At 65.6% G+C, this 21203-nt stretch carries 20 protein-coding genes and 1 pseudogene; 5 read left to right on the plus strand and 16 right to left on the minus strand.

What is annotated here, in order from left to right; genetic code table 11:
• Positions 1-6: 6 nt before the first annotated feature.
• Entirely contained in the window at positions 7-480 is a 474-nt protein-coding gene (locus AC0YKC_RS10245; protein WP_320293156.1) for a MarR family winged helix-turn-helix transcriptional regulator, read from the minus strand.
• Between the two features lie 62 nt (positions 481-542).
• On the opposite strand from AC0YKC_RS10245, the gene AC0YKC_RS10250 reads away from it, so the two are divergent.
• From AC0YKC_RS10250 to AC0YKC_RS10270, 5 genes and pseudogenes are all read left to right on the plus strand, one after another.
• Positions 543-1271 (plus strand): NAD-dependent epimerase/dehydratase family protein, encoded by a 729-nt coding sequence (locus AC0YKC_RS10250; protein ID WP_434723863.1) that lies wholly within the window; start codon positions 543-545, stop codon positions 1269-1271.
• Positions 1272-1285: 14 nt separating this feature from the next.
• The gene (locus tag AC0YKC_RS10255) at positions 1286-1795 is read left to right on the plus strand and encodes a cupin domain-containing protein (protein WP_488510984.1); all 510 of its coding nucleotides are present in this window, start codon (positions 1286-1288) and stop codon (positions 1793-1795) included.
• A 214-nt stretch (positions 1796-2009) separates the two neighbouring features.
• A complete protein-coding gene (locus AC0YKC_RS10260; RefSeq protein ID WP_488510985.1) occupies positions 2010-3791 on the plus strand; it encodes a chloride channel protein in 1782 nt (593 codons plus the stop codon).
• A gap of 51 nt (positions 3792-3842) precedes the next feature.
• Positions 3843-5227: pseudogene (locus AC0YKC_RS10265) on the plus strand (NAD(P)/FAD-dependent oxidoreductase).
• A 14-nt stretch (positions 5228-5241) separates the two neighbouring features.
• Positions 5242-5598: a cupin domain-containing protein gene (locus AC0YKC_RS10270; RefSeq protein ID WP_488510986.1), complete on the plus strand. Its 357-nt coding sequence runs from the start codon at positions 5242-5244 to the stop codon at positions 5596-5598.
• A 38-nt stretch (positions 5599-5636) separates the two neighbouring features.
• On the opposite strand, the gene AC0YKC_RS10275 is transcribed toward AC0YKC_RS10270, so the two are convergent.
• From AC0YKC_RS10275 to AC0YKC_RS10345, 15 genes are all read right to left on the minus strand, one after another.
• The gene (locus AC0YKC_RS10275) at positions 5637-7280 is read right to left on the minus strand and encodes an MFS transporter (protein ID WP_488510987.1); all 1644 of its coding nucleotides are present in this window, start codon (positions 7278-7280) and stop codon (positions 5637-5639) included.
• A 149-nt stretch (positions 7281-7429) separates the two neighbouring features.
• The gene (gene asnB / locus AC0YKC_RS10280; protein ID WP_488510988.1) at positions 7430-9295 is read right to left on the minus strand and encodes an asparagine synthase (glutamine-hydrolyzing); all 1866 of its coding nucleotides are present in this window, start codon (positions 9293-9295) and stop codon (positions 7430-7432) included.
• A 162-nt stretch (positions 9296-9457) separates the two neighbouring features.
• Positions 9458-9724, minus strand: coding sequence for a flagellar biosynthesis protein FliQ (fliQ, locus tag AC0YKC_RS10285; RefSeq protein WP_040989996.1), 267 nt, complete (start codon positions 9722-9724; stop codon positions 9458-9460).
• Between the two features lie 24 nt (positions 9725-9748).
• Positions 9749-10156: a flagellar hook assembly protein FlgD gene (flgD, locus tag AC0YKC_RS10290; RefSeq protein WP_488510989.1), complete on the minus strand. Its 408-nt coding sequence runs from the start codon at positions 10154-10156 to the stop codon at positions 9749-9751.
• A gap of 1 nt (position 10157) precedes the next feature.
• The gene (gene flbT, locus AC0YKC_RS10295) at positions 10158-10595 is read right to left on the minus strand and encodes a flagellar biosynthesis repressor FlbT (RefSeq protein ID WP_434723853.1); all 438 of its coding nucleotides are present in this window, start codon (positions 10593-10595) and stop codon (positions 10158-10160) included.
• The gene (flaF, locus tag AC0YKC_RS10300; protein ID WP_488510990.1) at positions 10592-10939 is read right to left on the minus strand and encodes a flagellar biosynthesis regulator FlaF; all 348 of its coding nucleotides are present in this window, start codon (positions 10937-10939) and stop codon (positions 10592-10594) included. Before flaF ends, flbT begins: the two co-directional genes overlap by 4 nt.
• Positions 10940-10970: 31 nt before the next feature.
• Complete coding sequence (locus tag AC0YKC_RS10305; protein ID WP_320293175.1) at positions 10971-12020, minus strand: flagellar hook-associated family protein; 1050 nt, start codon at positions 12018-12020, stop codon at positions 10971-10973.
• 3 nt (positions 12021-12023) lie between these two features.
• Positions 12024-13475 (minus strand): flagellar hook-associated protein FlgK, encoded by a 1452-nt coding sequence (gene flgK / locus AC0YKC_RS10310; protein WP_488510991.1) that lies wholly within the window; start codon positions 13473-13475, stop codon positions 12024-12026.
• A gap of 29 nt (positions 13476-13504) precedes the next feature.
• Positions 13505-14758 carry a flagellar hook protein FlgE gene (locus AC0YKC_RS10315; RefSeq protein ID WP_488510992.1) on the minus strand — a complete coding sequence of 418 codons (1254 nt, stop codon included), beginning with the start codon at positions 14756-14758 and terminating at the stop codon, positions 13505-13507.
• A 91-nt stretch (positions 14759-14849) separates the two neighbouring features.
• Entirely contained in the window at positions 14850-15518 is a 669-nt protein-coding gene (locus tag AC0YKC_RS10320) for a response regulator transcription factor (RefSeq protein WP_434723850.1), read from the minus strand.
• A gap of 221 nt (positions 15519-15739) precedes the next feature.
• Complete coding sequence (locus tag AC0YKC_RS10325; protein ID WP_488510993.1) at positions 15740-16330, minus strand: transglycosylase SLT domain-containing protein; 591 nt, start codon at positions 16328-16330, stop codon at positions 15740-15742.
• On the minus strand, positions 16260-17624 hold the full coding sequence (fliK, locus tag AC0YKC_RS10330; RefSeq protein ID WP_488510994.1) for a flagellar hook-length control protein FliK: 1365 nt from the start codon (positions 17622-17624) through the stop codon (positions 16260-16262). Before fliK ends, AC0YKC_RS10325 begins: the two co-directional genes overlap by 71 nt.
• Complete coding sequence (locus AC0YKC_RS10335) at positions 17621-19162, minus strand: chemotaxis protein MotC (protein WP_488510995.1); 1542 nt, start codon at positions 19160-19162, stop codon at positions 17621-17623. Before AC0YKC_RS10335 ends, fliK begins: the two co-directional genes overlap by 4 nt.
• On the minus strand, positions 19159-20577 hold the full coding sequence (locus tag AC0YKC_RS10340; protein WP_488510996.1) for a MotB family protein: 1419 nt from the start codon (positions 20575-20577) through the stop codon (positions 19159-19161). Before AC0YKC_RS10340 ends, AC0YKC_RS10335 begins: the two co-directional genes overlap by 4 nt.
• Positions 20574-21200 carry a hypothetical protein gene (locus AC0YKC_RS10345; protein ID WP_434723846.1) on the minus strand — a complete coding sequence of 209 codons (627 nt, stop codon included), beginning with the start codon at positions 21198-21200 and terminating at the stop codon, positions 20574-20576. The genes AC0YKC_RS10340 and AC0YKC_RS10345 overlap by 4 nt, the downstream gene beginning before the upstream one ends.
• Between the last annotated feature and the right edge of the window lie 3 nt (positions 21201-21203).

A 21203-nucleotide genomic window follows, 5' to 3' on the forward strand; every position in this document is an offset into this window, starting at 1 on the left:
CGCCTCTCAAGTCTGAGCCATGTCCGCGGTCGCGACGGCGACCAGCCAGCGCCGCACCGCGCGCTCCTCCTCGGCGGAGAGGCCGGCGGTCAGCTCGCCTTCGAGCTTGTAGACGCGTTCCCGGCATTTCTTCAGCAAGGCGCGCCCGCTGTCCGAGAGGTCGAGATGCTGGATGCGGCCGTGGACGGCATGCGGCCGACGGATGAGGGAGCCGGCTTTTTCCAGATTGCCGACGATCACGCTCACCGTCTGCGGCGTCAGCACGGCGAGCCGGGCCAGGTCGGCATTGGACAGGCCGGGATAGGCCGAGATCATGGTGAGCGCCGCGAACTGCGCCTGCGTCACGCCGAATTCATCCAGCGCCCGCTCCACCTTAAGGCGATAGGCGCCGGCCGCCTGGCGCAGCAGGTAGCCCAGATAGCCTTGCTCGCCGCGCTTGCCTTCACCGGCGGACGGAATGGACGAATTCCCCTTGCGCATGGTATCAGTGCTCTTATATGTTATTCGTACTCTGATATTATCACAGCAAGGAGCGAAAGACGATGGGCCATCGCATTTTTCTCGCGGGCGCCTCGGGCGCGATCGGTCGCCGGCTGGTGCCGCAGCTGGCGGCGGCCGGCCATGAGGTGACGGCGACGACGCGCCAGGCGGCAAAAGCCGAAGATCTTGGAGCGCTCGGCGCCGATCCGGTGGTGGTCGATGTGTTCGATGCGAACGGGTTGCGCGCGGCTGTCCTGGCGGCGAAGCCGGAGATCGTCATCCACCAGCTCACAGACCTGCCGGCCGGGCTCGACCCATCGAAAATGGCCGAGGCAACCGCGCGCAACGCCCACATCCGCGATGAAGGAACCCGCAACCTCGTCGAGGCGGCGAAGGTGGTCGGCGCAAGGCGGCTGATCGCGCAGAGCATCGCCTGGGCCTACGCGCCGGGGCCTGAGCCGCATGCCGAGACCGACGCGTTGGACGGCGGCGCGGAAGGCGGTCGTGCGGTCAGCGTCGGCGGCGTCATTGCATTGGAAAGGCATGTGCTCGGCGCCTCGCCGATCACCGGCATCGTGCTGCGCTACGGCCACCTCTACGGTCCAGGCACCGGCGTGGAAGTTGCCGCGGACCCGGCGGTGCATGTCGACGCCGCCGCTTACGCGGCCTTGCTTGCCGTCGAGCGGGGCGCACAGGGCGCCTTCAATGTCGCGGAGCCGAACGGCCATATCACGACCGACAAAGCCGTCCGCGAGCTCGGCTGGCACGCCGGCTTTCGCCTGGCCGGATGAACGGAGTTGCCGTCATGATCGAAGATGTTTCTTCGAGAAGCCTCGCGCTGCTCGGCGTCGCCGCCATCGCTTCGGGGTTGCTTGGCATGGCCGTAGCCCAGAGCAACAGGGCAACCACCACGGCTGGTGGAATGGACGCGCATATCGATATGATGGGGGCCGATGCCGGGGAAGGGGCGGCGGCGCGTCCGACCACCACGGTCAGGCCGCTCTCCTGCGAAAGGCTGCCGAATGTGCCTGGGCATTCGATCACCACGGCGCTGGTCGAATTCCCGCCCAACGCCTACACGCCGCGACATCGCCACCCGGGCTCCGTGACGGCTTTCGTCATCAAGGGAGCGCTGCGTTCGCAGATGGAAGGCGGGCCGGCCGTCACCTACACAATGGGCCAGACCTGGTTCGAAGCGCCCGGCGCGATCCATTCCTTCGCCGAGAACGCCAGCGCCACCGAGCCGGCCGAGCTGCTGGCGATCTTCGTCGCGGGGGACGACTGCGGACCGCTGACCATTCCGTTACCCAACTAAATCTATCGCCTTTATCGCGGCGGGGAGCCTTCCTTTGCTGTATGCATGTCGTTGTCCCAGAACCGCTGCACACTTCTAGGCGACATGCATTACGCTAATTCGCGCAACGCCAAAATGGCGCCATAAGCGGTCGGCATTGCGATTGCCACGCAAGGCCGCCGCGCGTATCAGGCACGGCAGCTGTTTATCCTTCGCATACCGGCGAGCCGTTCCGTTGCCTGCCAGAAACGACCCACAAGTCTACGCCCGCCGGCTTCGCGCGGTGCTGATCAGTTCGATCCCCGTGCTCGAGGCGCGCGGCATCGTGATCGTGCTGATGGCCGGCATGGTCGGCGTCATCGCCGGCGCGCTGGTCACCGGCATGAGCGCGCTGGTGCAAGGCATGCACTGGCTGCTGTTCGACGTGCAGCCCGGCGGCCGGCTTTCGGCGATGTTCTCGCTCGCCGACCCGGTGCAGGCGATGTTCCCGGCGATCGGCGGCCTGCTGCTCGGCCTTTCCGTCATCTGGCTCAGAAAGCGCAAGTTCCGCACGCCGGTCGACCCGATCGAGGCGAACGCCCTCTATGGCGGGCGCATGTCGCTCACCGACACCTTCATCATCGTGGCGCAGACGATGATCTCCAGCGGCTTCGGCGCCTCGGTTGGATTGGAAGCCGGCTATACGCAGATCGGCTCCGGGATTGCTTCCCGACTTGCGCGCGCGTTCCGGCTGCGCCGCAACGACGTCCGCATGCTGGTCGGCTGCGGCGCGGCCGGCGCGATCTCGGCCGCCTTCGACGCGCCGCTGACCGGCGCGTTCTACGGGTTCGAGCTGGTCATCGGCATCTACTCCGTCGCCAATGTGGCGCCGGTGATGACGGCGGCGATCGCCGCTTCGCTGACGGCGGAAATGTTCGGTGGCGTGCCGTTCCCGCTGGAACTCTCAGGCCTGCCGAATCTGACAGCCAGTGAATACGTGCCGTTCATGCTGCTCGGACTGCTCGGCGGGGCCGCCTCGATCGCCATCATGCATCTGGTGAGCATCGTCGAGCAGCTCTTTGTGCGGCTGTCGATCGACGCGTCGGTCAGGCCCTTCATCGGCGGCATCTTTGTCGGTCTGCTCGGGCTGGTCACGCCGCAGGTGCTCTCCAGCGGCCATGGCGCGCTGCATCGCGAGTTCGCCATGAATTACACGCTGCCGGTGGTGGCGAGCGTCTTCGTGATGAAGCTGGCGGCCTCCGCCATCTCGCTCGGCTCCGGCTTCCGCGGCGGCCTGTTCTTCGCTTCGCTGTTCCTGGGAGCCTTGCTGGGCAAGGTCTTTGCCGGCGTCATGGCGATGACCGCGCCCTCGATCGGCATCGACCCCGCGGTCGCCGCCGTGGTTGGCATGACCTCGCTTGCGGTGGGCGTCGTCGGCGGCCCGCTGACCATGACGTTTCTGGCGCTGGAATCCACCCGCGACCTGACGCTTACCGGCGTGGTGCTGGCGGCCTCGATCATGTCGGCGATCCTGGTCCGCGAGACCTTCGGCTACTCCTTCTCGACCTGGCGTTTCCACCTGCGCGGCGAGACGATCCGCAGCGCCCATGACGTCGGCTGGATGCGCAGCCTCACCGTCGGCTCGATGATGCGCAAGGACGTCCGCACCATTCCCGCCTCGACCACGCTCTCCGAATTCCGCAAGGAGATACCGCTCGGTTCCGGGCAGCGCGTCATCGCCGTCGAACAGGCCGACCAATATGTCGGCATGCTGCTGGTGCCGGAGCTGCACAGCGATCCCTCCGATGGCGATACGCCGGTCAGCGCGCTCGCCCAGTTCAAGGATGCGGTGCTGGTGCCGTCGATGAATGTCCAGACCGCCGCCGAGACCTTCCAGCGCACCGGGGCCGAAGAACTGGCGGTGGTCGAGGACTTCGACGAACGCATCGTGCTTGGCCTGCTCACCGAAAGCCATCTGATGCGCCGTTATGCCGAAGAACTCGACAAGGCGCGGCGCGACCTGTCGGGCGAGGGCTGACCCGATCGACGGCCCGGCCAATAGACGCACACCACTCGCGGAAACCATCCCATGCAAGTCAAGCGTAACGGCGATATCTCGTTCTGGTACGCGGATCTGGGTCATATCCCGGCGCCGCGCCCGTCTTTGCCTGGCGACATCGAGGCGGATGTCGCGATCGTCGGCGCGGGCTATACCGGGCTGTGGACGGCCTACTATCTGAAGAAAGCCAGGCCCGCGCTGCGCATCGTGCTCCTCGAGCGGGAATTCGCCGGCTTCGGCGCATCGGGGCGCAATGGCGGCTGGCTGTCGGGCGGTTTCGGCTGGTCGCGCGAGAAGTATCTCAAGACCTCGACGCGGCAAGGCGTCACCGCCATGCAGAAGGCAATGGCCGGCTGCGTCGACGAGGTGATCCGGGTGGCGACGGAAGAGGGCATCGACGCCGACATCCGCCGCGTCGACAATCTGACGGTCGCCACCAATCCGGCGCAGCTGGAACGCGTGCGCGAGGAGTGCGAGACGATCCGCTCCTGGGACGCCGATCCCGAACGCATCGAGGCGCTCGACGCCGACGCCACGCGAGCGCGCATCAACATCCGGAATGTCATGGGCGGCTTCGTCATCCATGGACAGGCGCGCGTGCAGCCGGCCAAGCTGGTGCGGGCTGGCGGCAGCGGTCGAGCGTCTCGGCGTTTCGATCTACGAGAAGACGACGGTCACGGCCATTGCCAAGGGCGTCGTGACCACGGACCGCGGCACGGTGCGGGCCGAAACCATCATCCGCGCCACGGAAGGGTTCACGGCCGGCATCCCGGGGGAAGAGCGGACCTGGCTGGCGCTCAACAGCGCGCAGATCGTCACCGAGCCGTTGTCCGAAGAACTCTGGCGCAAGATCGGCTGGGAGGGGCACGAGCTGCTCGGCAATGCCGCGCATGCCTATTGCTATGCCCAGCGCACGCGCGAGGGGCGCATCACCATGGGCGGGCGCGGCGTGCCCTACCGCTACGGCTCGCGCACCGACGTCAACGGGCAGACGCAGCAGGCGACGATCGACCAGCTGCACACGATCCTGACGACGCTTTTGCCGCAGACCGCCGGATGCCGCATCGACCACGCCTGGTGCGGCGTGCTCGGCGTGCCGCGCGACTGGTGCACGACGGTCGGCCTCGATCCCGCGACGCGCATCGGCTGGGCCCGGTGGCTATGTCGGGCTCGGCGTGTCGAGCTCCAACCTGTCGGGGCGCACGCTGACCGATCTCGTGCTTGGCGAGAACACCGAACTGACGCGGCTACCCTGGGTCAACCGCAAGGTCAGGCCCTGGGAGCCCGAGCCGTTCCGTTGGCTCGGCGTGCATTCGATGTACCAGCTCTACCGCATCGCCGATAACCGCGAGGCCACCGGGCTCAACCACACTTCGAAACTTGCTGCTTTGGCCGACAGCCTCACAGGCCACTGACACTGGAGCCTATCTTGATCGATCTCTCGACTTTCCACGACGTCGCCAAGGCCGACATCGGCGCCTTTTCACCGAAGCCGACTTCTTTCGAAGGGGATCAACTGGAGGCCGCGCGGTCGCTCTTCCAATCGCCGGACGGGAGTATCGACATCGGCATCTGGGAATGCACGCCTGGACGCTTCACCGCCGACCGCACGAACTCGTCGGAGATATGCCACATCATCTCCGGTCGCGTCGCGGTAAGCCGCGCCGATGGCGAGATGCGTGAATTGGGGCCGGGCGACCTTCTCGTCCTGCCGCAGGGATGGAAGGGCGAGTGGCGTATCCACGAGACCACCCGCAAGCTCTACATGATCCAGAGCGCCGACTGATCCTTGACCCCTCGGCGCAGGCCTCGGACGACGTGCGATCAGTGATCGATCGGGCCTTTGGGCGAGACAAGTGTCGTGCCGGCGGTGGTCGGACGCTCGATCATGCGGCGCACGCGCGGCGGGTTCTCGCCACTGTGCAGCGCGCGGATGCGTTCGCCGACCACGGCGTCGGCATGGGTGGCGCGCCGGTTGTGGCGGATATACTCGACCCAGGTCGGCGTGTGGTAGTGCTCGATCCAGATGCCCGGATTCTCAAGGTCCCGCGCGAGCGTCCAGTTGCGCGCGCCGTCGCGGCGGCGGATGCGGCCGCGCTCGGCCATGGTCGCCAGGAATTCCGGCACATCCTCCTCGCGGATGATGTACTCGATCATGATGGCGATAGGGCCGCTGCGCGGCTTCAAATCGAGCGCCAGCATAGGCTCCTTGAAACGATTGAGCGGATCGAGGTTGAGCACCGTCTGCCGCGGCAGCGGCAGGACGAAGCCGATGGCGCCGCCGGCGAGCATCGCTATCGCCGCGGCGATCAGCGCGGTCTCGGCGCCATGGGCGTCAGCGACGACGCCCCAGATCCAGCTGCCAAGCGCAATGCCGCCGAAGGTCGCCGTCTGGTAGATCGACAGCACGCGTCCGACCACCCAGCGCGGCGTCGACATCTGTACCGTGACGTTGAAATGCGAGAGCGCGATCACCCAGCAGGCGCCGCCGATGAGCAGGCCCGCCGATGTCTGCCAGGCATTGTGGCTGACGGCGGCATTGAAGGCGCATAGCGCGAAGCCGGCAAAGGCCATGCGCACCATCACCTCGCTCGACAGCAGCTGCCGCAGCCGCACGCTGATCAGCGCGCCGCCGACCGCGCCGATGCCGAAGGCGCCGAGCATGATGCCGTAGGTCAGCGCATCGCCCTTGACGACGTCGCGCGCCACCAACGGCAGCAGCGCCAGCACCGCGCCGGCGCTGAAGCCGAAGGCGGAACCGCGGACCAGCACCTTGGCGATGTTGGGCGACATGGCGACATAGCGCAGGCCGGCGCCCATCGCCGCGCCCAGCGACTCGCGCGGCAGGGTCTGCTCGGGCAGCGCCGGCTTCCAGCGGGCGAGCACGACGATCAGGCCGATATAGCTGACGGCGTTGGCGGCAAAGGCGGCCGCAGCGCCTGCCGCCGCGACGATGACGCCGCCGATGGCCGGGCCGACGCTGCGGGTGATGTTGAAGCCCAGCGAATTGAGCGCGACCGCCGCCGGCACCTTGGCGCGCGGCACCATGTCGCCGACCGAAGCCTGCCATGAGGGGCTGTTCAGCGCCGTGCCGCTGTCGATCAGGAAGGTGAAGGCAAGCAGCGTCCACGGCGTCATCCAGCCTTGCCAGGTGAACAAGGTCAGCAACGCCGAGACGACCAGCATGAAGGTCTGCGCCACCAGCATCACCTTGCGGCGGTTGAAGCTGTCGGCGATGGCGCCGGCGACGAGCGCGAACAGCATGATCGGCAAGGTGGTCGAGGCCTGGACCAGCGCCACCTGGTAGGGCGAGGTGGCGATCGTGGTCATCATCCAGGCGGCGCCCACGCCCTGGATCAGGCCGCCGAAATTCGACACCAGGCTGGCCGACCAGACGGCGCGGAAGATGCCGTGCCGGAACGGCGCCAGCGCGGAGACGCGTTCGCTTTCCGGCTCGTCGTCGATCATGGTTGGGCCTTCGTCCGCTGTAGGGGCGCGCCGCGCCCGGAAGGGAGGCGACTCGCCAAAGAGTGCGGTCCAACAACAGGAAGGCAAAGGCGAAAATGCGTCGGCGAGGCTTTAAACCAAGCATCTGGCCGGTCTGGACCAACTTTCGGTTATTTTGCGCTTCTCGTCTCGGCGTGCAGGGCCTCGGTCAGCTCGCCTGTCGTCTCGCCGCCCATGTAAAGCCTGAGCAGCATTTCCATGCCGACGAGACGCAGGCGCGACGTTTCCTGGCTCCTTGCCATGTCGATCAGGTCGTCCAATTCGGAAGAAGACCATTTCATCGCGTCGCGCAGCAGACCGCCGCGCAGCAAGCCTTGAGTGCCGGCTGAAAAAGCCTCGGCCATCTCGAAGCCGTTCTTCGCGGCGCGAATGTTTTCGCGCGGCAGATGGCGCTCGGCGACCTTTTTCAGCAGCCACTTGCCGGTTCCGCCGCGGTATTTCTGCCTGCGCGGCAGATGAAGGGCGAAGTCGATCAGCCGGTTCTCGAGGAACGGCACCCGGAGCTCGACGGACGCCGCCATGCTCAACCGGTCGTGCCGGTGCAGCAGGTCCTGCAGATGCGAGTAGAGGTCGTAGAGACAGCTCGCCAGGAAGGCGCGATCGCTGGGCGGCGCGACGCCGTCCAGCCTGTCGAACAGCTTTGTCTGCAGGAAATTCAGCTCCGGCGACAGGGCTCTGAGCGCCATGGTGCGGTCCGTCGGCGAGCCGCGACCGATCGAGTTGCGGAACGGAGCACGGCGCAGCTCGGCGAATTTGCGGTCGCGCCTGGTCTTCGAGCGGAACAGGCGCTGCAGCCAGGACTGGCGCCAGAGCCTCATCGTCGACGCCTGCCATTTGTAGCCGCCGAAGAGTTCGTCGGAGCCCTCGCCGGTGAGCAGCACCTTGACGCCGTCGGCGCGGCACTGTTCGGCGAGCGCCAGCAGCGCGGCGTGGCTGGCATGCCAGCCGTCGGTTTCAAGGTGCCAGACCGCGCGCGGCCAGAGTTCGAGGAACCGGTCCTTGTCGAAAGGCACCCGGCGCAGGTTGACGCCGACATGGCGACCGGTGCGCTCGGCGTCCTGCGCTTCGCTGCGGCCGAGCTTCGGGTCGACGACATAGCCGTGCAGCTCGGGCCTGAAGCGTTTGGCAAGTGCTGTGATCAGGCCGGAATCGACGCCGCCGCTGCAGGCGGTGGCAAGGCTGGCATCGGCGATGCAATGCAGCTCGACGCTTTGCTCGAGCAGGCTCTGAAGCGTCGCCATATGTTCGGCGTCGGACGTCCTGTCGCCGGCGATGCGCGCGGTCTCGATGACGTCGAGGACGTGCCAGAAGCGGCGCTTGTCGATGCCGTCTCCGGTGATCTTCCAAAGGCCGGCCGGCGGCAGCCGCTCGATGCCGTCGAAAACGCTGTAGCTCGAATCGCGGCTCTGCCAGGCGAGCCGCAGCGTCAGTTCGCGCGTGTCCATCCTGCGCGCAAAATCATGGCAGGCGAGGATCGCCTTGTCCTCGGAGGCGAACAGTACGCGGTCGCCGGTTTCGGCGACCGACATCGGCTTGATGCCCAGCCTGTCCCTGGCAAGCCACAAGGCGCCGTCGCGGGCATCGAAATAGGCGAAGGAGAACATGCCGTCGAACAGCGGCACCGCCTTTTGCGGACCCCAGTGATGCAGGGCCTGAATTATCACCTCGGTGTCGGACACCGATTGGAATATCAAGCCTTCCGCTTCCAGCGTCTTGCGCAGCGCGCGAAAATTATAGACCTCGCCATTGTAGCACAGCACGCCGTCGCCGGACGCGGTCAGCATCGGCTCGCGCGCGGCGGGCGATGGATCGATGATGGTCAGCCGGCGGTGGCCGAGCGCCAGGCGGGCGTTGTTCCAGTTGCCGTGATCGTCGGGGCCGCGATGCGCCAATGCCTGCATCATGCGCACGACGTCGCGGCGATCGCCGCTGCCGATCGGATCGCGCTTTCGCCAGACGCCGGCTATTCCGCACATGGCCTGCCGGCCGTTCTTGCCTGATGCATCGCTTCCTGAAGATCGCTTAGGACAAGGGCACCGCCCGATGCCGGCGCGTCTACAATCTAGCTGCAAGAAACGCCGCCGCAAGCGATCTGGCGACTTGCGAACAGGCCGCCAGGCGCTTGCCGCAGCTTCGCGTCAGAAACCGTGTTCGATGCGCTCGAAGATGACGTTGGTGAAGGCCGAGATCTGGCTGCCGATGAACGGGCCGGTCAGCGCCACCACGAGCATGATGGCGACGATCTTCGGCACGAAGGTGAGCGTGATTTCCTGGATCTGGGTCAGCGCCTGGATGAGCGCGATACCGATGCCGACGACCATCGCCACCAGCACCACGGGGGCGGAAGCGGTAAGCACCGTCCACACCGCATACTGGACGATATCGAGGGCGTCGGCCTCGTTCATGGCTTGCCCCTATGGAGAAATCGGCTAGGCGGCTGGCTTGATCGACACGCCCGCGCCGACGGGCACCTTGGTGCCGTCCTGCAGCACGGCGATCAGGCCGCTGCTGGACAGCGTCACTGAAGCCACCGTTCCGCTGGTCTTGCCGTCGGCCGATGTGATGTTGCGGCCGATAATCGCGTCGGCCTGCGACAGCGCCGATGACGACATGATCTGGTCGAGCTTGGTGTTGGTCTGCACCGATTGCTCGACCTGCGAGAAGGTGGCGAGCTGGGCGACATATTGCGTGGAATCCATCGGCTTGGTCGGATCCTGGTTCTTCATCTCGGCGATGAGCAGCTTCAGGAACGACTGGTAGTCGACCGCCGTCTTCGAGGTCTGCTGGCTGGCCTGGTTGGCGCCAACCGGGATCGTCGTCGTCATGTCCACAGCCATCTTATGCTCCTACAGCCAATGCGCGCGGCGCTTGCGGGATGTCGTCATTGTCTTCGAGCGCCTTGCGCTCGAGCGGATAGAGCGCACGGATCGCTTTCAGCGCCTCGTAGATCTCATCCTCGCCGACCATGCGGTCGATCTGCTTCAGGCCCTTGCAGATGTCCTGGTTGTCGAAGCTTGCGATCAGCATCGGCAGCGAGCGGCGGAACATGTCGCGAGCTTCCACGGCCCCTGCCGGATTAATCAGCATGATCTGCACAATGAAATAGAGCTGCTTCAGCGGCGTCGAGGCCTGATCGGCCTGGATGACGTGGCTTTCGAGCAGGAACTGCACGTCGTTCATCAATTCAAGGGTGACCTTGCGGTCGACGCGGATGACCGCGCCGTTGATATAGATCTTCTCGTTGGGCTTCAGCGAGATCTTCAGCGTGTTGGTCATTGGATGCCGTCCCGGATGATCTGGGAGACCTCGATCAGCCCTTCGAAATTGTTGGTGCGGCCCTGGCGGATGTCTTCTGTCTCGCGCAGCAGCCACAGGCCGATGGAGATCAGGTTGGCGCGCAGCTCCTTGGGCAGGGCGTTGTCGCTGGAGCCGAGATCCTCGACGAAGGTGGTCCAGATGCGGTTGGTGAAGTGCAGCGCCTCAACCGCTTGCATTGACTCGGTGCCGACGACGGCCGCCGCGGCCAGCATATCGATCGAGCGGGTGAGCAATTGCCGCTCCCGGTCCTTGGCGTCGGCGACGGAGTCGGTCTGGATGTCGGCGTAGGAGAATTGATACATCGTCAGCGCTCTGGCGTTCCGGTGTGGGTGTTCAGGTGAGGTACTTCAGCAGGCTGAGCTGCTGCAGACGCGCGGTCAAGGCGAAGGAGGTCTCGATGTGCTGCGTCAGGTCGGCGACGCGGGTAGCGGCTTGCGCCGGATCGACGCCTTCGAGATCGACGATATGCTTCTCGAAGAGGTCGACCTGGGTCTTCATGCGATCGCTGGCGTCGGACACACGCTGCTGGGCAAGGCCCGTTTCGGCCCGCACCTGGGTGATGCCGCCGATGGCTTCGCCGACCAGCGCCTGCGCGCGATCGACGACCGCGTTCTGGGCGGCTTCGCTGATGTTGCCGGTAAGCAGACTGCTGACCATGGCGGACGCCATGGCGAGCTTGCGGATGCCCTGCTCGTTGGCGCTGACCGAGGTCTGGGTGGTTTCGTTGAGCGAGATGCGGCTGGTGATCTGGTCGTCGGTGGCGCTCGACCAGTTGGCCTGCCAGCCGGCGCCCAGGAATTGCGGCTCGACCTTGGTGGTGATGAAGTCGTCCATCTGCGCGGCGGTGATGTTCGCCGCCGCCGGGTCGGTCTGGGCGAAGCCGAAATAGCTCGAAAAGGCGGCATCGAAGGCGGCCTTGGCCGGCGAGCCGGCGGCGTTGAAATCGTCGATCGGCTTGACGTCGGTGTTGGTGCCGGCAAACAGATATTCGCCGTTGACGCTGGTGTTCAGGATGCCGGTCATCTGCTGCAGCGCCGAGGCGCCGGCGGTCCGCAGGATGCTGGTCGAGGAGTCGCCCGACACGCCGCTGGTCAGCGCCGACAGGAAGCTCTGCGCGGTGTCGGCGATTTGCCCGAGCGAATTCTGGGTCGATGTCAGGCGCGCGGTGACGAGCGCGTTGGAATCGACGATGCCGTTCAGCCGGTCGAGATCGCGCTGAAAGGTGACGGCCTGGGTCGTGCGGCTGCCAAGCGCCAGGCCGACATCGGCGACCGTCCCGGTCTGCGATTCCTTGGTCGCCTTCACGAGGTCGGCCTGCATCTTCGCTTGCTGGTAACGCAGCGCGTTGGAGATGGCAGCTGAGGAGACGCCTGTCGCTTTCATGGATTATCCCACCGCGGCCATCAGAGAATCCAGCATATCGCTGACCGTTTTCATCATATGCGCCGAGGCTTGATAGGTGTGCTCGAGGTCGAGAAGCAGAGACATTTCCTGGTCGACATTGACGCCGGTGTCGTTGGACAGCGCCTCGGCCGTGCGCGCGGCCAGCGCCTGCTTGCTGTCGGCATTGGTCGAGGCCTGTTGGCGCACGCCTTCGAACCAGCCGATGGCATTGGCCGCGTAGTCGGAGACGCCGGAACTGACGGTGATGCCGGCCGAGCTGTCGAAGGCCATCGGCTGATCGAGCTTGTTGGAGTAGCTGATCAGGAGGTCCGAATAGGATGCGCCGCCGGTGTTGACGACATAGGCCGCGCCGTTGGCGCCGCCGTCGCGCAACAGGGCCGGATTGCCGCCCGCGCTCGGATCGAAGGCCGCGTTGACGCTGATCGTGCCGGCGAGGCCGTCGACCAGGGTGCCGGCGGCCGGAATTGCCGGTGCGCCGGACCATGTGAACAGGCCGGCCGCATTGGGCTGCGACGGCGCGGTTTCGGCAAATGCAGTGACAAGGCCGCGCGCGATCTCGTCGAGCTGGCTCTGCATGGTCGAGGCGACGCCGTCGCGCAGCTTCAGCAGGCCCGCAAGCTTGCCGTCGGTGGTGCTGTTATCGCCGGTGCCGGCAGAGACCGGCACGTTGTCGATGTAGATCGTGTTGCCGGGCGTGCCGGCCGAATAGCCGGCCGACGGCGTGAAGGTCACCGAGCGCGGCACGGTCTCGAACAGCGTCGAGCCGTCCTTCGTGGTGATGACCATGTCGTTGTCGCCGCGCGTGAAGGTCGAGACCGGGACATATTCCGATATCTTCTTCAGAATAGCGTCGCGCTGATCGAGCGCGTCGGACACGTCCGTGCCGGAACGGGTGCCCGAAATGACCGCCTTGTTGGCGTCCTGGAACTGGCTGAGCAGCGAGTTGAGATCGTCGACGGCAGTGGCGATCTGGCTGTCGGCCTGGGTGCGGAAGTCCTGGATCGCCTTGGTGCCGCTGTTCAGAGAATTCACCACCTGCTTGGCGGCGTCGATGACGCTTGTGCCGAGGTTCTGGTTCGACGGCGTCGTGGCGTAGAGCTGCAGGGCCTTCTGCAGGTTGGCGATTGCCGTCGAGGGGGACGACGCGTTGTCGACCCCGTTGACCGACAGATCGAGCTGATCCATGCCGTTGTAAAGCGCGCTCTGCCCGCTCCATGCCGACAGCGCCGAAAGGTTCTGCCGGAACAGGAGGTCGTTCGCGGTGCGCTGGATCTCCACCGACCGGGCGCCGGGCGCCGTGCTGGTCACCACGGCGATGCGACGGGTATAGTCCGGGTTCGACGCGTCGGCCACATTGCGCGATACGACGCTGGTCTGCTTGGACGTGGCCAGGAGCGCCGACTGGGCAATGCTTAGTGCGGAGGAAAGCGACATGCTGATCTTTCACGGGCGGCGCCCGTCGTTTATCTCTTCAGGTTGACGAGGACGTCCATCAGGTCCGAGCCGGTCTGGAAGACCTTGGAATTGGCGGTGTAGCTGCGCTGCGCCGCAATCATGTTGGTCAGTTCCTCGGCGATATCGACGTTGGAGTTTTCAAGCGCCCCGGAGACGATGGAGCCGAGCTTGCCCTCATTGGCAAAGCCGATGTGTACGGCGCCGGAGTCGGTGCTCTGCACATAGACGTTGCCGGGCATGGCGGTGAGGTTGTCGGGGCTCTGAACGTCGGCCAGCGGGATCTTGTACAGCGCCTTGGTCGAGCCGTCCGCGAACTGCGCGTAGATGATGCCGTCCTGGCCGATCTGGACCTTCTGGATGGAGCTCGGCGCATTGCCGTTGACCTTGGCGTCGGCGACCGTGAAGCCGGTGCCGAGCTGGGTCACCTTGGAGAGATCGAGGTTCAGCGTCGAGCCCCCCGGCACGGTGAAGGAGATGCTGTTCGTCGCGCCGGTGAGCTTACCCGTGGTGGTGTCGAAGGTGAGGTTCGTCGATGCCAGCGCGCCGCCGGCATAGGGGAAGGAAGTGCCGGGCGTCGCCTTCGACTGATCGAAGACCGAAACCTCCCAGGTGCCGGCGCCGGTGTTGGTGAAATAGACGTCGAGCAGCTTCTTGTTGCCGAGATTGTCGTAGGCGACCAGCGAGGTTTTCGACGTGTATTCGGCGGTCGCGCTGTTGCTGGACGGCAGCGGGCCGGCAGGCGGGGTGGCGCCCGCGGGCAGGTTGCCGCTGAAGGTGCCTTCGGTGCTCGGCGTCGCCGTCATCTGCTGGTCGGAGATCTGCACCGGCACGAGGCCTTCGAAGCCGTTGGCGGTCGCCGCAGGATCGCCATTGGCGTAACTGTAGGCCATCAGCTGGTAGCCCGCGGCATTGACCAACTGGCCCTGCGCATCCGGAACGAAGGAGCCGGCGCGGGTAAGATAGGGCGTGCCGGCGGCGTCCTGAACCACGAAGAAGCCGTCGCCGTTGACGGCAAGGTCGGACACCGAGGTGGTGTAGGTCATGACGCCCTGCGTGCTGACGGCGGAGCGGATCGTCGTCGTCACGCCACCCGAATTATAGGCGCCTCCGGTGTTGGGCATGATCAGGGACGAGAACTCGGCCGAAGAGCGCTTGTAGCCGGTGGTGTCCGAGTTGGCGATGTTGTCGGCCACCGCGGAGAGGCGGTTGGCCTGCGCGTTCATACCGGAAACGCCGGTTCGCATCATTCCGTAGAGGCTCATCGATCGATCTCCGCAGTGCCTGGGTAGGAGGCCATAAAACTATGCCTCGTGTCTTGCGCGAGGCTGGCGCGGGATGTGCCTTGGACGGCCATCAAAACACTAGCCGGTAGCCGAGGAACCTCTTGGAATCGATCGGGTCGCGACCAAGCTTCTCGCGCAGCTTCTTGCGCAGCTTCGAGATGTGGCTCTCCACCACGTTCTCCTCGACCTCCTCGTCGAAGATGCCGTAGATGGCGTTGAAGACCTGCGTCTTGGTTACGCGCCGGCCGCGGTTGCTGGCCAGATATTCCAGGATGCGCCGCTCACGCCGCGGCAGCGGCAGCGGCTCGCCGTCGATCTCCGGATCGCGGCCGTCCATGAAGATGCGCATCGACCCGACTTCGGTGTAGGCGGCTTCTTCGGAGCCGCGACGGCGGATGGCGGTTATGCGGGCGAGAATTTCGCGGATATGGACAGGCTTGCGGACGACGTCGTCGACGCCGCTTTCGAACAGCCGCAGCGTATGTTCGAGCGAGTGCTGTTCGCTGAGCGCGATTACCGGCGCGCCGGTGCGGTCGCGGATCTGGCGCGGCGATATCGCGCCGTCGCGGCAGTCGCCGATGAGAAAGGCCCTGACGGATCTGAGATCGGTGTCGGCGGCGGAACTTACCCATTCGCCGAATTCGCCCGGCGCAAAGCCGGCCGTGGCCACGCCCTCGCGATCGAAAAGTGAAGAGTAGCCGTCTGTCACGAGCTCCCGCTCGTCAACGATCACGATCATCGGCCCGCCCTCCGAATCAATTCATTTGCCCCGTGCGGAAAGGGGTACCCGGCTCGACGAATCCTGAAAAACCATCATTTCTTGTAGCTATTTTCTTGGGAGTTTTTTTGAGAGCCGTAATAAAGGCGGTTGCAGCAGGTGTATTTGCCCCCACTTTTGGCCGATGAATATTGGGGCTGGCGGATAGGCGGCGAAGGTCGGTCGGCGTTCGAGGACTGCAATTACTGATTGCAGAAGGCGCTGGCGTTCGGCGTCCATTTGCCGAAGCCGGTGGCGACCATGTTGGCGATGACACGGCAGACATAGACCTTCTGCGCCGGGTCGTTGTCGGGGCCGGCGTGATAGCGGGCGACGGCCATCGACCAGGTCATATGCCTGGCATGCAGGCTCACCAGGAAGCGCGCCGCATAGTCGACATTCTGATGCGGGTCGAGCATATCCTCGACGCTGCGGAACTGCGCGCCGTGATAGCGATGGTTGATCTGCATGCAGCCGAGATCGATCAGCGTCTTGCCCTCGCGACGCGCATTCTCGAATGCGGCGAGCGCTTCACCGCGGCTGCGGGGAAAGAGAGCTTTTCCTTCTATATTCAAGGCATTAGGCTGAAGGCTGCCCTTCTTCCCGGTTTCGGTCAGACCGACCGCATAGAGGATGCCGGCCGGCACGCCGTAGCGATCGGCGGCGCGCAGGATCTCGGGCTCGCAGGGATTGGCGGCGGCGCTGGCCGCGCTGGCGGCGAAACTAGATATACATATCGTCGTCAGCACGCTCGCGAAGAGGCGAAGCGGCACGACCGAATTCCTGTGCGCCATTGCCATCGTTCCTTCCCGGTTGCCGGCCGCCCTCGTTGTTGCCGCCCGAGTTCCCGGGCTGGAACGAAGGCTGGTCGCGGCCTGTCGACATGGGCATGGCGCTGTTTGCGTCGGCGCGGCTGGCCGCATGCGCTGCTATCGAAGGTTGCAGGATGGTGATCTTGTCGACGTCAAAGCCGAGGCTTCGCATCGACTTGACGATGGCGTCGCTGTCGACGGTGAGACGGCGGTATGCCTCGTGCGTCTCGGGCTTCATCTCAATCGAAAGTTGCTCCCCCGAGAGCCGCAGGCTGGCGGTGACCGATCCGAGCTCCGAAGGGTGGAGCTCGATCTTCAGCACATGTGTCGGAACGGCAACAGAATTGGTCGTCTGCAAGCCTGCCGGGGCGCTTGCAAAGGCCTGCTGAACGCCCTTGTCGGAGGCAAGCGCTTCAACCAGCGCCGATGCCGTCTGGCCGATCGGGTTTTGCGCCGGCGCCGGGAAGCTCTGCTGGCTGACGACGTCCATGCGCGTGGGGGAGGAGGATGGCTTGGCCGGAGCCTGCTGCGCGGTCGACTGCGATTGTTGCGAGGCCTTGGAGACGGAAGCCGGCCGCCAGCCTTGCGGGGGCAACGGGCTATCGGCCGTCGGCTCGTTCCCCTGCACCGGCAAGGTATTGGCGTCATGACGGCCCGGCACATCGAGAGCCATTTGCGTCTTCACCGGCTTCTGTCCGAAGTCGGGCCCGGACTCTTCCGCCGTCGTCGAACGGGCGGACCGCGACTGCGGCTCCAGGGAATTGTCGGCCGCCGCGCGCTTGCCTGGGCGCAGCCGCAGTTCCAGCGATCCGCGGTCGCTCACAGGTTCTTCACCGTTGGTGGAATCCTTGCCGCCCGTGCCCGACGATTGCGCGAAATGCTTCATGTCGCTCAGCGCCATCAGCAACGGCAAGCGGTCCTGCAGCGGCGCGGACTCGTCGGTTTGCGCCGTAGTACCCTTGTCCGTCGTCGGCTTCGCCTGATTGGCCTGGGCGGTGGTCTTCGCGGACTTTCCCGTGGTTGCTTTCTGCGAGCCGGTCTTCCCTTCCTGCGGGTCCTGGTCCGGCTCCTGCCTGCCGGCATTGGCCGCCGAGCGCCTTGCCGGATGCGCGTCCGGCATCACTGGTCCGGTCGCGTGCTTGTCCTGCGGCCGATCGGACTTTTCCGTCCCGTTCACGAGGTCCCCGAAATTCTGATCCTTGTCTTTACCGCCGGCGGCGTGCTGCCGGGGCTGGGTCGAAGCAAAGCCCGGCAGGGTCTGGTTGACGCTGGTCATTTGGGGGCTGCTCCGAGTAGCTGGTCGATCTGGTCTAGCTGACGACGCGTGCTCGTTACCGCCGCATCGACAGGGTCTTGCGAATCCGGCGTCGCCGGCGCGGATGCCTGCACCACCGGCGCGGCGTCAGTCGATGCTGGCGCCGACGCCGGCGTCTCAGCCGATGCTTGCGCTGGCTGCGTGACGGCGGGCGGCGAAGCCGCGGGCGTGTCTTTTACGTGGTCGCTTGCCGCCGCGACCGCTGGATTGCTTGCCGCGACCGCTGGCTGGTCGGGCATCGCTCCTTCCACCGGCGGCAAGTCCGCATTGGCCGGGTCGGCCGAGGCCTCGGTCGCTGATTTCGCCTCGTCACTTTTTGCAACGGTTTTCGATGCGGCTTTGGCATTGGCGGCCGCTTTGACAGGCGCCATCACCTCGCCCGCGACAGCTTGCGCGGCATCGAGCAGGTTGCGGTCGCTTTGCGAGAGCTTGCCGCGATCGATCTTGCCAAGCTTGGCGCGCACTTCATCGACATTGGCCGATGTCATGGTGGAGAGGCTCGAATAGAGCTGGGTGCGCGGGTCGTCCTGGTTGCCGTTGCCGTTGCGGCCCAGTTCCGCCTTGGCCGAGGCGAAGGCCGAGAGCTCGGTCATCCCGTCGATCGCGGCACGGCGCGCGATGCGCAGGTAGATCACTTTCTCGCGCTCGGGATCCATCATCGAGGTGATGTCGGCGATCTTGTCCTGGCTGATCGCCATGTGCAGCGTGATGACGCCGGAAACAAAGGCATCGGCGAACTGGCTGGCGTAGGGCGAGTAGAGGTAGGACGCGACATACTGGGTCGAAGCCAGCGCGAAACGGGCGGCGTCGCCCTGCGCGGCCGCGATGCCCACGGAGCGGCGAAGCGCCGCTTCCTCGACCAGCGTGCCGGGGCTGAGCAAGCGCGCCTCGTCGAGGAACGCAAGCGCTGCCGCCGGGTCATCGGCCGAAAGAAGCGAGCCCTTGACCAGCGCCAGGAAGGCGCCGAGGTCGGCGGGCACGCTCATCGGATCGATCGGCTTCAGCATTTCGATCGCTTCGGCCGGCTGCCCGCTCAGATAGGCGACGACGCCTTTGGCGATAGCCAGGCTTTGCGGGTCGGTCACCGCCCGCGAAGCCGCCGCCGCGACCGTCACCGGATTGCCGCCGCTCATGCCGTAGACCAGCAAGGCGCGAAAGTTCTTCGGCTCCTTGAAATCCTCGGCATTGGCGGCGCGCATCCGGGCATCGATCATTTCGAGGAGTTTTGCCTGCATCGGCATCGCGGCATGATCGCCGCCGGCAATGCGATCCTGGATCAGCTGCAGCGAACGCACCAGTTGATAGGGCTGCAGGGCATCCTGCGCGAAGGCCGGCGACGGCCCCGCGGCGAACAGCGCCAGCGCCAGCGCAATTCCAGGAAAAGTGTGGCGCGGTTTTCCGTTCGGAATTGCGCCAAGGCAAAAACATGTAGCGGTTCGCCGTTTCGACGAAACGGTGAAGTGCTCCATTGCACGGCCGATGACGGCTTTGCCCCTCATCCGCCGGCCGCCATCAGGATTTCGATGCGCCGGTTCGCGGCCGCCATCGGATCGGACGCGATCTTGGGCTGCCGGTCGGCGAAGCCCGCAACCTCGGTGATGCGGCTTTCGTCGACGCCGCCGCGCACCAGCATGTAGTATGCCGAATGGGCGCGTGCTGTGGACAGCCGCCAGTTGTCGTAGGCGTCGCTACGGAACGGCCGCGCATCGGTGTGGCCGCTAATGGTGATTGTGCCCTTCTTCTCGTTGATGATCTGGCCGATCTTTTCCATCGCCTGCACCAGCTCGCGCCGCGGCATGGCCGAGCCGATCTCGAACATGCCGAAATCGAGCTGGTCGGTGATCGAAATGACGACACCCTTGTCGGTGGCTTCGACCGAGACGCCGGCGGCGAGCTTTTCGCCCGGCAGAAATGCCTTGGCGAGTTCTTTCTTGATATCCGCCGCTTCCTGAAGAGCGGCTTTGCTCGGCGCCTTATCACCTTTGTCGGCGGCCTGCTCGGCTTCGGTCTTTTCCGCCTTCGTCGTTTCGGCCTTGGTGTCGGCCGCTGCAGCCTCGCGCTTGTCGACTTCAGCTTTCGCGTCTTGCGCTTTCTCGGTCTTGTTCCCTTTGGCCGACGGCTTCTCGGCCTCGCCTAGCGCGACCTTTGGCCCGTTCTTGGCGTCGGTCTTTTCCGTAGCCGCCAGCGGTTCCAGCGGCGCGGCCGTCAGCGGGGGAGCAGCCGGAATGGCCTTCACCCTCGGCACCGCGACGATGGCGACCTTGTCGCCGGGTTTGACCGGATCGCCGTCGATCCTGGCGCGCTCGGCGGTAGCCTCGGCATCAGGCGCAGCCACTTGTTGCGACCAGAAATCCGGCGCGAACGGATCGCGGTAGGATTCGCCGCCGGAGGCGCCTGTTGCCGGACCGGATGTCTGGGCACCGCCTTCGCCCTTGGCGCTGACGTTCTGCATCACGCCCGTATCGGCGGCGATCTCCGCCAGCACCGCATAGGGGTCGGCAAACAGCTTCTCGTCGGAGAGCTGGGCGTCCTGGGCCCCGTCCTTCGTCTGTCGGCGTTCGGAGGAACCGGCGCCGCCCTTGCCGTTGTCGCCCGCCTTGGTCGCGCCCTGCTGCGGGTTGTCCGCGGTCAGCCCCACCTTGCTGGGGCCATCGCCGAGGTCCTCCAGGCCCTTGCGGCTGGAGTTGCGGTCGATCAGCTCGACCGGATTGAAATAGCTGGCGACGGCTGCCTTGGTCTGCTCGTTGGCGGCGTTGATCAGCCACATGACGAGGAAGAAGCACATCATCGCCGTCATGAAGTCGGCGAAGGCGATCTTCCACACGCCACCATGGTGATCCTCGTCATGACCGTCGTGATTGCGCTTGACGATGATGATCTCGTGCCGGGGGTCGGCATGGTCGACGGCGCTCATGTCAGGACCTCCGACAAAGACGCCGACCACTCGGCGATACGCGTTTCGAACACCGTCTCGTCAATGGTGACGGTCAGGTCGAAGCCCGGCGCCTCGGTGAAGTCGAGATTGGCGGCGCGGGATCCGAGGGCCGCCTTCAGCGGCTCGAACAGCGAGAGCGGCCCGCGGACACCGATCCGCACGGCCTCGCTGTCGGCGACAGCGGCGCCGATGGTGCGCGAAAGCGCCTGGAGCGAGCGTTGCTGCAGATCGTCGCTGAGAAGGCCGCCGAGGATGCGCGCGACGGTCGCGCCGGCAAGCTCGGCAACGCGCTGCTCCATGGCCTTGATGCGCGTGGCGACGGCAGCGCCGAGATCGCCGCCGAAGCTTTCAAGGAAAGCTTTCGCCGCATCGTCGCTGGCCTGACGCTCGGCGTCGAGCGCAGCCTGATGGGAGAGCGCAAGGCGTGCCTCGAGCGTCGCCTCCGCGTCGGCCACCGCCTCGGCGATCAGCGCGCCGATATCGGCCTGCGGCGCCGGCGCGGCGGCAGGCAAATGCTCTGCGGCGCGTGCGGACGGCGGCTGGCTGGCACGCGGGGTCCGCGAACCAAAATCGGGCAGGAGATCGAAGAGCGCCGAGGCCACGGC

The organism is Mesorhizobium sp. CNPSo 4661 (assembly GCF_057784215.1).